Raw genomic sequence first — 12,020 nt, 5'->3', positions numbered from 1 at the left:
CTACTGGCTGCCCCATCACAAGGATTGTCATGCAGCTCTGAAGCCAATCCTTACCGTCATTCTACCGCATCCTGGCAACTACGGACGCGCCACCAGCGTCACCGGGACGGTCACCGACTCGTTATCCCGCCAGATCGTTAGCGTAACCTGATCACCAACCTGAAACCGATCAATAATTCCAACGAGCTGGTCACCTGAGAAGACCGCTTCGTCGTTGCAGGCGATGATCACATCACCTCCGATCTGCACCGGTAATCCACGGTACGTGGCAGAGGTCGTACCACCACGCAATCCAGCTACTGCTGCGGGGCTACCCGGCTGCACCGCGCCGATCAACACGCCCCGATCAATCGACAACCCAAACCGTTGCGCAAACAGGGTATCGACCGTCGTCATACTGATCCCCAGCCATGGATGATCGTAACGGCCCTGGCTGATCAACGCCGGCACCACCCGCACCACGGTACTCGCCGGCACCGCATAACCCACCCCCTCGAAATCACGCCCACCCAGGCTGACGGCAATCGCTGTGTTGACCCCGATCACCTCACCACGCAAATTCAACAGTGGCCCACCCGAATTGCCCGGATTGATTGCGGCATCGGTCTGAATCACGTTAGGAATACTGAAACTGCCAAAACTACGCGCCGGTGCGCGCAACGTGCGCCCCAGACCACTAATCACGCCAACGGTGAGTGTATTCTGTTCGCCGAATGGACTCCCAATCGCAACGGCAGTCTGACCCACTTGCAACGTGCCACTGTCACCAAGTGGCAGTGGTTCCAGGCCCTCCGGCAGATTGGTTAACCTGATCACAGCCAGATCACTATCGGGATCGCTACCGACCAGATCTGCCAGCACCGTCGCACCATTGGCAAACCGTACCTGAATGTTCGTTGCACCGGCTACTACGTGGTGGTTGGTGACTACATGGCCCTGCCTATCATAGAGAAAGCCAGACCCTTGACCAATCAGGCCATCGGGCGATACCGGTGGATGCCCTGGTGGTAGATTCGCACTCTGATCCACAACCACATCGAGGCTAACCACCGCCAGATGAGCGCGCCGGTAGAGTGCGATCAATTGCTGCTCAATCTCATTCAACCCAGACGTGCTGACCGCAGGTTCAGCCAAAACACTTGCCGTCGCCAGCGGAGGTAGCGTTGTTGGCGACGGACCAATTGTTGCTGTCGGTGGCGGCAACTGGCTGACCGGCGTCGGCACCTCGTTCAGTTGTGGACGCGGCGCATTTGCAGAGGTACAACCCGCCACGACGAAAATGGCAAACACAATGAAAAGCCGGTGCATAACAGTATCCTCGTTGATGTAGCACAAAAAAACAGCAAGTAGATCAGTATTACTACTCTCATCATACCAGGAAACTACTGCTCGCAGTGGGTATGAGACAGATCAACCTCACAATTTCCCCATCCCGCCCCTGTCGAAGGGGTACAGGCGGAATAAAAAATCTCTGTGGTGTGATAAAACCACAGAGACACGGCGAGCACAGAAGAGAATAGGCCAAATCAACACTTCTCGATGTATCCGCGTGTGGAATGGAATTATTGCAGCGATGGCACACTCTCGCCTGTACGGGCAGCCGGCCACAAGCCAGGCCAGACTGAAGCGAAAAAGATGCCGGCAGCGAAACCAGCCTGTATCCCATTCACCAACAACAGCCAAAGCGGTGCAAACCACCAGCTGCTGTAATGTCCGACAATTTCAAGCGGCCAGAGCAGAAAAGGCAGTGCAGACAGCAACAAGCGCCACGACCAGTGCAGAGAACGATACCGACGCAATAACGCAGGAGCACGGTCACCGCTAGCCAGGCGGCCCAGCCAGAGGCCAATGGTGGCACCCCAGCAACGGGCGCAGACCGCCATCGGCCATCCCAGCAACCACAACGAGCGTTCTGGAGTCGGGCAGATATACGTAGCCAGCAGATCACGGGCCAGAGCGCCCGTCTCGCCGACGAGGGGTAAGCCTGTCGCCCGTAACAGTGGCGAAGCTATCGGACCTAAAAAGAGGACCCACAGCATTAGATCAAAAACCAACGGCGACCACGAGCGTTGTGAGTGGGGCCTGGTGAGAGCGTAAGATGACATAGCACTGTCCGTTTCGGTGTATCAGGGTTGAACCTGGCGAGCAATCCTGAACTCATTGTACCAAAAACCCAGTGCGTTCACGAACAGAACAGCACACCATCACCGCGACAACTTCTTCGTCAAACCACGCACATCCCACCAGATACCGGGCAAACGCGCAATCTTCTCGCGCAACGGCACATAGGCCCGGCGAGTATATGAGTCGTATTGGTTTTGTTCTATTTTATCCAGAATGCCACTATACACCCGGGCCGCGGCGGCAATCGCCAGGCGCACCTCTGGTGGGAGCAGAGCAATACCTGGCCAGCTCTCGGCGTACAACTGCCGGGCACGTGCAATCTGGAACTTCATCAACCTGATAAATCGCTCGTCGTACACACGGGCCAGAATATCATCGGCAGTCAAACCAAACCGTGCCAATTCATCTTCAGGCAGATAGACACGCTGACGATCGGCATCTTCGCCAATATCGCGCAGAATATTAGTGAGCTGCAAAGCGACACCGAGCTTGATCGCGTAAGGTTGAGCACCGGGTGCAGCGCCGGTAATCCCGATCACCAGCAATCCAACTACTGAAGCCACCCGATAGCAGTAAAGCCAGAGATCGGCAAACGTGGTATAGCGCGAAATCGTGAGATCCATCGCCACACCGGCCAGCAACTCATCAATCAAATTCGGGGCAAGATTGTAGCGCTGACAAGTATCGGCCCAGGCCAGCAACACCGGATGCGAGGTGTCAAACCGTGGTCGGCGGGCAATGCGCACCCATTCGGCCAGAGCACGCGCCGGATCAGACTCGGCCATGTCAACCGTATCGTCAGTTGTCCGACAGAAGGCATATAAGGTGCGCACGGCTCGCCGCTGCGCTGGCGGTAGAAACTGGGTGCTGAAGAAAAAGCTCTTGGAATGGCGACGAATGATTTGTTCGCAGATCGCATAAGCCTCGGCCAGTGTGCGGCCCGGCGGTGGCGGCAATTCATCGGCGTGAGGCGAGACAGGAAGTTCGTTAAGACGGAGGAGTTGGGCAAGCTGCTCTTCAGCCGGTAGCGCCTGATTCACCGGCAAACTATTACCTCGCGAAAAGATCGTGAGTGAATTCAGCGACACACCACACTCCTTTTGTCACATATTACGCTTGTTTTTACTATACGCAATATTGAGCTTAAAGGCAATACTGAGTTACGCATTATCAGCCAGTACCCGGTGATAATGCCAGCGGTTTACCTGCACTATTAGCGACTGCGACTCAGGAGTGATGCGACGTTCTCAACTGCTTCCTGTGCGTCACGCCCTAGAAATGTGCCCGGCATTTTATGCGTCAACACCGGATTCAAATTGAATGCACGACCACCATAGCCGAAGAGAGGGGTAGGCGGTGGCAACTGTTGCAATGCCCGACCGATTTCGAGTAACTGGGTGGCTGTTTCGGTTGTTGAAGCAGATAGACACACCAGGTCGGGTTGGATATGCCGCACCGCATCAAGAAGATCTTTTACCGGCACTTCCGGGCCGAGGTAGATCACCTGCCAGCCGTGCCGCACCAGAAAGACGGCCAGCATCAGGGCACCAAGATCGTGTTGTTCGCTTGGTGCGCAACCCACAACAACCAGCCCCCGCCCCTCAGTAACGTTGTAGGTATTGAACAGGCTCGATAACTTGCGTCGAATGAACTGGGTGGCAAAATGCTCTGCGGTTACCGAAAGCCGTCCGGCATGCCACTGCTCACCGATTTCAACCATCGCCGGCTGGATCAATTTCAAAAAGACATCTTCCAGCGGATAGAGCGCAAATGCTTCACCCAGAATTTGCTCGGCCCGTGTCGCATCAAAATCGGTTAAGGCAGCGATCATGCGTGCCTGCATACGTTCCCATGTATGCGGCTCGGTATCAACTGCGGTATTCAGCCACGAAAGACTGGTGTCGCTCCCCTCGATCATCAGGGCAATCGCCTGACTGATCGTCAGTCCTTCGGCGGTTCGATCACGCAGCCAGCGAATCGTTGCAATGTCGCGCTCGGAATACAGGCGATGACCACCTTCCGTCCGCTGTGGACGTGGTACACCGTAACGGCGTTCCCAGGCGCGGAAAGTGTCGGCAGGCACGCCCGTCTCCTGTGCGACAGCCTTAGTGTTGTAGCGTGGCTTGTCTGAAAATTGGGAGAGAAAATGCTGCGGTGCCATAATTCCGCGACCCTTCCCAGCGCTTATGCAAAGACGAGACTATTGCGCATAGTTTTTACACTTGAATCCTATTGTACTATCACTCACGGAAACGATTGCACATTGGAATGATATTTTGCGCTGTATTGAGCAACCGTGAAGCATGGTACAATGTTACAAATATTGTAACACGGTGCACAATCACTGTCAATAAATTGCACAATCAAACAAGACACTTCTGAACACAAGGTATCAATAATACCATGCGGGCACTTATCACAGGCATTAACGGTTTTGTTGGCGGTCACCTCGCCGAATATCTTCTGGCCGATGGAGGCTGGGAGGTTTGGGGATTATCCCGCTCTCCTTCGCTCGTTCTCCCCGAACTGATCGGTAACGTGCAGATCGTGCAGGCCGATCTGGCCGATGCCGAAGCCACTACGCGCGCCCTGGTGCAGGTACGACCAAACGTTATTTTTCACCTTGCCGGCCAGCCATTCGTACCGGAGTCATTTCGCGACCCGGCGGGGACGCTGGCCGCCAATACGTTGGGTGCCTTGCACATCTTTCTGACGTTGATTGAATACCGCATGACTACCCGCGTGATTGTGATTGGCACGAATGAGGAATACGGGAAGATTGACCCGGAGGATTTGCCGATTGACGAAGACACACCCTTGCGTCCGACCAGTCCGTATGGCGTGAGCAAGGCCGCCCAAAGTTTGCTGGCGTTGCAATACCACTATAGCCATGGTCTGGATGTCGTGCGTGTACGACCCTTCACCCATATCGGGCCACGCCAGAATGAACGATTTGTGACTGCCGCCTTTGCCCGTCAGATTGCCCGGATCGAATTGGGTTTGCAACCGCCGGTTGTGCAGGTCGGTAATCTGGCTGCGCAACGCGACTTCACCGATGTCCGTGACGTTGTTGCCGCGTATGCGTTACTGGCCGAACATGGCGAGAGTGGCGAGGTGTACAATGTTGGATCGGGGCGGGCTGTGATGATACGCGAGCTGCTGGATATGCTGTTAGCCGAATGTACTGTACCGGTTGAAGTGCGGCTCAATCCCGAATTGATGCGCCCGATTGATATTCCGCTGGTCGTCTGTGATGCGAGTCGGCTCCGTGCCCGCACCGGCTGGCAACCGCGCTATACGCTGGTAGAGACGCTGCACGATATCTTGAACTATTGGCGCACACGAGTCCGTGCAGAAGTACAAGCAACCACCGGCTGAGAAAATCGTCACCCAAACCCCGGTTTGCGGTAAACTTTTTGTGGTCTGATGGCGTTATACTACGCCTATCTGTCAGGAGAGTTGTGTACATTTAGTAAGTAGAACTGTCTATGAAAGCTGTTATTCTTGTTGGTGGGCAGGGATCACGTCTGCGCCCGCTTACCTGCCGGACACCCAAACCAATGTTGCCGCTGGTTAATCAGCCATTCATCGAATGGATGTTGCTGCGTCTCCGCGACTATGGCATTCGAGATGTCATCCTGGCCGTGCAATATCTGGCCGACCGCTTCCGCACTGCGCTCGGCGATGGTTCACGGCTGGGCATGAATGTCCACATCGTCGAGGAGCCGGAACCGCGCGGGACAGCCGGCGCGGTTAAGCATGTCGAGCATCTCCTCGATGGCACAACGTTTGTCTTCAATGGCGATGTGATGACCGACCTTGACTTGCAGGCAATGCTCGATTTTCACCGCGAGCGTGGCAGTAAGGTGACAATCTCGCTCACGCCGGTTGATGATCCAACACAGTTTGGGCTGGTCGAAACCGAACGCGATGGACGTGTGCGCCGTTTTCTTGAGAAGCCCCGCGCCGAAGACATCACGACCAATCTGATCAATGCTGGTACTTATCTGATTGAACCGGAGATATTCCGCTACGTGCCCCCGAATCAGTTCTACATGTTCGAGCGCGGCCTCTTCCCGGTGGTACTTCAGACCGGCGATCCGATGTATGGTTTCCCATCACGTGCTTACTGGACGGATATTGGCAAGCCGCAGACCTATCTCGACGTGCATCACGACATTTTGATCGGCAAGGTGCAGTACCACTTCCGGGGTCAGCAGATTGGCGATCGTGTCTGGCTTGAAGGCGAAGCAGAGATTCACTCTAGTGCGCAGATTGTTGGCCCGGTAGTTATCGGTCACGGCACCCGCATTGGCCGCGGCACACGCATTATTGGCCCGACCGTCATCGGCTCGCGCTGCACGATTGGTCCTGAATGCCAGATCGAAGGTGTGGTCATGTGGGATGGAAATACGATTGAAGAGGGCAGCACACTTCGTAACTGTGTGCTGGGGTACAACAATCGAATTGGCGAGCGCTCCCACATCATTGACGGCACTATCATTAGCGACGATTGCCAGATTGGTCAGGAAAACCGGCTTGAACGCGGCATCCGCATCTGGCCGGGTACCACCCTGGGCGACCGGGCAGTTTCGTTCTGAGAGGCTATCCGATCCGCAGAGTGAACCGAACGTTCTCCCGCACGATATTGCAATCGCCGCGAAAGATTATTCTGTTATCACTCGTAGGGGCGCACGGCTGTGCGCCCCTACTGATGCATCTGCTGCGCTGCGTGGGATTCCGTACATCCCGGAGTACTGTCTGAAACTGGCTCGAATCTACTTATCAGAATCTTGAGCGACGCAGAGTATCACTGCCTGTAACCGGAAATGCCCTGAACCGCGACTATCCATCCCCTCTGCGATGATCCGCGGGTGTCACCTGCAGAATACGAATGGGCGGGTTCCCGTAAGGGCGGGTTCAGAACCCGCCCTTACGGACTCACATTGCCATAAGAGGGGGTAGCGTATGAAAGATTATTCCTCGGCAATCGTGCGGCAATCACATCAGGCAACGCATCCTGCTTGTAGACGAGTGATGGCGGCGGACGTCGTGCTGGAGCGTGGGGCAGAGTGCTTGAACGTCCGTCATCACGCTGTGCTATTGTGTACCTTTCGTCCAGACGCATGACTGCGTGTCAGGCACCAACGACAACTTACCGGGATCCTGGCCCAGTGGCGGGGTGCTGCTCCAGCCATGCCAGCACGTGCTGGATAGGTTACCTTACCCGTTCGTCCATGCACGTGTCGCATGGTTTGGAGTGCGGCAGCATGGCTGCCGCAGCAGCCGTGCTCACGATCCGGCGCGTGGCACACCGGTACCCATCCTGGTCACGGGGGGCTGGATGTGCTCGTGATGATCATCGAGTCGGTCAGGCATGCATGCGATCCCTGCACGTAGACGTTTGGTTGCACCAGGTTCGTGCCTGCACACCAGCAGCCACGGCCAGCACCTGACGGCGGTGGCAATGATGCCTGCACGCGGGCTGAAAGCCCGCACCACGGGGAGCGCTTGCAGCCCGGCCTAACACAGCAGGATGCCGTGGATCGCCTGACCATACGGTGTGCATAACGTATGATGCATCGTATCCATGACGATGTGATATGCGGCATCACACCGGCTTCAGTGTGACTTGTGGGTAATACATAGGTGAAAGGGCAGGGAATGACGCGATCAACCTCCATTCACCCCCGCTGAGCCAACAAATCACGAATTTCGGCCAACAGGCGTTCGCTCGGCGTTGGTTCCGGTGGTGCCGGAGGCGGAACCTCCGGCTTACTCCGCATACGATTGACGGTACGTACAATCATGAAGACCACGAATGCGATCAACAGAAAATTGATCACAGCCGTCAAGAACGAACCGTAGGCCAGCACCGGCCCGGCGGCCTGAGCTTCGGCTAACGTTGTCGCAGTTTGACCGGCCAGTGGAATAAAATAGTTGCTGAAATCGGCCCGCCCACCAACCAGCAGGCCAATCAGCGGATTGATAATGTCGTTGACCAGGGAATTGATGATCGCTGTAAACGCTGCCCCGATAATCACGCCAACCGCCAGATCAATCACGTTACCACGGCTAATAAACTCGCGAAACTCCTTGAGCATCGCCCCCCTCCCATACAACACAAAAACACTACATGCAACCAACTGATTTCATGAGTAAAGATTGAGGTGTCGAAGATTGAGAAATAGTCTAAGAATCTTCACACCTGGTTGCGGGCTATTGCACTCTACGTAACCGAATTTGTGATAACGTGTACATAGTATCACCGTTGGCAGAGGGTTTCAAGTCGGAGATAAGCACGCTATGGCACGCCCAAAACGACCGCCTCATCCGATGATTGCTCGCGCTCGCGCTCATCTGCGCACTATTGCACCAGATCTGCAATATGCGCCACTGATCCTGCGCACACTCGATGGACCACCTGGCAGCCCGCGCTACGCCGTCTCGGTCGCACGCTGCCAGAATGTGGGAGAATGTCCGTATGAAATGGCCGATCCTTCGGTCTGCACTGTGCCAAGTTGTGATCTCCGCCGCTCACTACGCCTCTTGCTCAATGCCGATGGCAGTCTAGCACAGGTTATCGAAGGTCACCGTCGTTGGAATCCACGGCCGCTTGACGATCCTGGACCGTGAAGGATGACGCAACAAGGAGGTTGCAATGTATCACCACATTCTCGTTCCCCTCGATGGTTCGGAACTTGCCGAGCAGGTATTACCGCACGTCCATGCCCTGGCCGCCAATGAAGGTACGACGAAGATTACATTACTCCGTGCGGTACCACCCATTTTTACCACCAGTGTCGATTACAGCGGTATGCTGGCGACAACAACTGAAGCCATCACGCAGATGGAACAGGAAGCGCTCGATTATCTGCAACACATTGCCAAACAGTTTCAGAGCGAGGGTTACCAGGTACACACCGAAATCAGTGCACTACCACCAGCCGAGGCGATTATCGAGTACGCCGAGAACCACAATGTCGATCTCATTGTCATCGCCACCCACGGTCGCAGTGGACTGAGTCGCTGGGTGTTTGGTAGTGTGACCCAGAAGGTTGTGCAGGTTGCCCCCACGCCGGTACTGGTGATTCGTCCGCGACACGATGATAACAAGTCGTGAGCGCCGTACCACCGGCCTATGACGTGGCTGTTTCCGATGTGCCGGTGGGGTGTACAGGCGCTCGACAATCGGCTCTGATCCCAACCAGTCGTTGATGACCTGTTCATTCATTCTGAGAGGGCAGGGATAACACCTGCCCTCTAGGAACAGCGATTACCCTTCGCTGCTCAATCCCTTTGCGGAAGATATGCGCCGACTATCTACACCAGACAGGTACCGGCAACGATGCCGGTTTATGCCTCTGGTCGCTCAACAGCTTTGAATTTCCTGTGCAAAAGTTGTGTTGCGTCTTACCCTATTGACGCAACCCTCACACCCCTGATAATCTGTTCTTAACAAATTTATTTTCCTTTCCAGCACACGCCCAACGGGCGCGGGCTTGCGTCAAGGAGGACAGCTATGCGAGCGTTCGAATCGGAAAGGATCCACAACATCGGCATATTCGGTCACCTCGGCAGCGGGAAGACAACGCTGGCCGAGGCAATGCTGATGACCGCCCACGCCATCCCGCGGATGGGGCGCGTCGAGGACGGGTCTACGATGAGTGACTACGACCCCGACGAGCACCGACGCGGGATGTCTATTTCGCTGAGTGTGCTGCCACTAGAGTGGAACGGCGATAAGATCAACTTGATCGACGTGCCCGGTGCTGCTGATTTTGCCGGTGAAGCTGCCGCAGCGATGCGCATCATCGATGGCGCATTGCTTGTGCTTGATGCGAGTGCCGGTGTTGAGGTCGGTACCGAACTCTTCTGGGAGATGGCAGTTCAGCAGCGCATTCCGCGTATTCTGTTTATTAACAAACTCGACCGCGAAAATGCGAATTTCTACCGCGTGATCGAGCAGGCCCGTGAGTTGCTCGATGCCGCTGTTATTCCGATGCAGATTCCTATTGGCACCGGTAAAGAGTTCAAAGGGATTATTTCGCTGCGTCAACAACGAGCCTGGCTGACCGGCCCGAAGCACGACGGCGGCTACATTGAGGCCGATGTGCCGGCGGAACTCAATGATCTGATGCACGAGTGGCGCACCGCGCTGATTGATAAAATTGCAGCAACTAATGATCACCTGATCGAACGGTATCTTGAAGGCGGTGAAGATGCGCTGACCCGCGAAGAATTGCTACTCGGTCTGCGCACCGGTATTGCCGATGGTTCCATCGTGCCGGTGTTCTGCGGTTCGGCAACCGAAGTCGTCGGGATTGCCCAACTCCTTAACGGAATCGTTGACTCAATTCCTTCCGCAGGCCGTAAGACGACCACTGCCACCGATCTGAACACCGACCAGGAGGTTGAGCTGCGCCCAGATCGCACCGAACCGCTGGCGGCACTGGTCTTTAAGACGGTCTCCGACACCTACGGTAAGCTCAGCTATTTCCGCGTCTTTTCGGGTGAGGTGCGGGCCGGTATGATGCTCATGAATGCGCGTACTCGTAAGGAAGAGCGCATCGCCCACGTGTATATCGTGCGTGGCAAAGAGCAGATTGAGGTTGAGTCGGTCGGGCCTGGCGATATTGGTTTGTTGACGAAGCTCGGTGATACACAAACGAACGACACCCTCTGCCTGTCGTCGCGACCACTCTCGCTTGCTCTCATCCAGTTCCCGGCACCAGCCTTCATTGCAACGGTCAAACCACGCAGCCGCTCTGATCTTGACAAGCTCAGCTCTGCACTCACCAGGATGATCGAAGAGGATCCGTCTCTCCACGTATCCCGCGATCAGCGTACCGGCGAGGCACTGCTCAGTGGTCTGAGCGAAACGCATCTCCAGATCATTGCCGAGCGGATGAAGCGCAAGTTCGATGTGAATATTGATCTCGAATTACCCCGCATTCCCTACCGCGAGACAATCCGTAGTGTTGCGACCGCTCAGTACCGCCACAAGAAACAAACCGGTGGGGCCGGTCAGTTCGCCGATGTCGCACTGCGCGTCGAGCCGCTCCCGCCCGATCCGAACCGTGAAGATTCGCTTGAGTTCGTAAACGAGATTGTGGGTGGTGTGATCTCACGCGGGTTTATGCCGGCCATTGAAAAGGGCATTCGCGAGGCGATGGAAGAAGGTATCATTTCGGGCAATCCGGTCGTCGATGTGCGGGCTGCCGTCTTCGACGGGAAAGAACATCCGGTTGACTCGAAGGAAATTGCCTTCAAGACCGCTGCGAAAGAGGCGTTCCGGCTGGCTGCGCAAAAGGCCGGTGTGATCATCCTCGAACCGATCTACAATATGGAGATTATTGTTCCCGATCAGTTTGCCGGCGACGTGATGAGTGATATGAGTACACGCCGTGGTCGGGTACAGGGGATGATGCCAACCGGCACCGGCAAGACAGTGATCCATGCGCAGGCTCCGCTGGTTGAAATCCAACGCTATGCAACCGATTTACGAGGGATGACCCAGGGCCGTGGCCGCTTCTCGATCAGTTTCGCGGGTTACGAAGAGGTGCCGCCGCATCTGGTTAACCAGATTGTCGAAGCGCACAAGAAAGAACTGGAAGCGGCGCATAGCCACTGAGATGGTGCTGTCCGAGGGGATTAATGGAGGGGCGGGTTTGGAACCCGCCCCTACAGCATTGGGCCTACGGTCAGATAGCGGGCCTCCGGTTCAACACAACGCAACGAACCTACACCACGCGCCTGACCCTTTAGTCGAGTGATACTTTCATAGCCCAACTTCCAGCCTGTGCCCTGGCGTGACGGAATAAAGCCCACCTGCTGCTGACAACGGATGATGATTATGTCAAGCCAAAATATGAAGACGATCACCTGGAGGTGCG

Annotated in this window: 11 protein-coding genes; 5 read left to right on the top strand and 6 right to left on the bottom strand. The window is 55.6% G+C overall.

Translation table 11 applies throughout. The features are described from left to right. Positions 1–78: 78 nt before the first annotated feature. The 4 genes from VAE57_RS14950 to VAE57_RS14935 all read right to left on the bottom strand — a co-directional run bounded on the left by VAE57_RS14950 (position 79) and on the right by VAE57_RS14935 (position 4,285). Complete coding sequence (locus VAE57_RS14950; protein ID WP_322822665.1) at positions 79–1,308, bottom strand: S1C family serine protease; 1,230 nt, start codon at positions 1,306–1,308, stop codon at positions 79–81. Positions 1,309–1,562: 254 nt separating this feature from the next. Further along, positions 1,563–2,105, bottom strand: a complete 543-nt coding sequence (locus tag VAE57_RS14945; RefSeq protein WP_322822664.1) for a DUF2085 domain-containing protein — start codon at positions 2,103–2,105, stop codon at positions 1,563–1,565. 99 nt (positions 2,106–2,204) lie between these two features. Next, positions 2,205–3,212 (bottom strand): phytoene/squalene synthase family protein, encoded by a 1,008-nt coding sequence (locus VAE57_RS14940; RefSeq protein ID WP_322822663.1) that lies wholly within the window; start codon positions 3,210–3,212, stop codon positions 2,205–2,207. A 125-nt stretch (positions 3,213–3,337) separates the two neighbouring features. After that, entirely contained in the window at positions 3,338–4,285 is a 948-nt protein-coding gene (locus VAE57_RS14935) for a MerR family transcriptional regulator (protein WP_322822662.1), read from the bottom strand. Between the two features lie 242 nt (positions 4,286–4,527). Between VAE57_RS14935 and VAE57_RS14930 the strand changes: the two genes are divergently transcribed. Further along, positions 4,528–5,502: a GDP-mannose 4,6-dehydratase gene (locus VAE57_RS14930; protein ID WP_322822661.1), complete on the top strand. Its 975-nt coding sequence runs from the start codon at positions 4,528–4,530 to the stop codon at positions 5,500–5,502. 110 nt (positions 5,503–5,612) lie between these two features. Then, positions 5,613–6,725, top strand: a complete 1,113-nt coding sequence (locus VAE57_RS14925) for an NDP-sugar synthase (RefSeq protein WP_322822660.1) — start codon at positions 5,613–5,615, stop codon at positions 6,723–6,725. A 1,083-nt stretch (positions 6,726–7,808) separates the two neighbouring features. Here the strand turns inward: VAE57_RS14925 and mscL are convergent. Then, on the bottom strand, positions 7,809–8,228 hold the full coding sequence (gene mscL / locus VAE57_RS14920) for a large conductance mechanosensitive channel protein MscL (protein WP_322822659.1): 420 nt from the start codon (positions 8,226–8,228) through the stop codon (positions 7,809–7,811). 202 nt (positions 8,229–8,430) lie between these two features. Here mscL and VAE57_RS14915 point away from each other — a divergent pair, with 202 nt between their 5' ends. The 3 genes from VAE57_RS14915 (at position 8,431) to fusA (ending at position 11,758) form a co-directional block, all read left to right on the top strand. Further along, a complete protein-coding gene (locus tag VAE57_RS14915; RefSeq protein WP_015909276.1) occupies positions 8,431–8,760 on the top strand; it encodes a hypothetical protein in 330 nt (109 codons plus the stop codon). 25 nt (positions 8,761–8,785) lie between these two features. Further along, positions 8,786–9,247 (top strand): universal stress protein, encoded by a 462-nt coding sequence (locus tag VAE57_RS14910; protein ID WP_322822658.1) that lies wholly within the window; start codon positions 8,786–8,788, stop codon positions 9,245–9,247. A 399-nt stretch (positions 9,248–9,646) separates the two neighbouring features. Then, positions 9,647–11,758, top strand: a complete 2,112-nt coding sequence (fusA, locus tag VAE57_RS14905; protein WP_322822657.1) for an elongation factor G — start codon at positions 9,647–9,649, stop codon at positions 11,756–11,758. 50 nt (positions 11,759–11,808) lie between these two features. Here the strand turns inward: fusA and VAE57_RS14900 are convergent. Beyond that, positions 11,809–12,020, bottom strand: a 212-nt coding sequence (locus tag VAE57_RS14900) for a hypothetical protein (protein WP_322822656.1), incomplete at its 5' end; no start/stop codon positions are given.

This window comes from Chloroflexus sp. (assembly GCF_034434295.1).
In the GTDB taxonomy this organism is placed as follows: domain Bacteria; phylum Chloroflexota; class Chloroflexia; order Chloroflexales; family Chloroflexaceae; genus Chloroflexus.
Note: the sequence above shows the minus strand (reverse complement) of the source record. Positions and strands in the feature narration are given on the sequence as shown.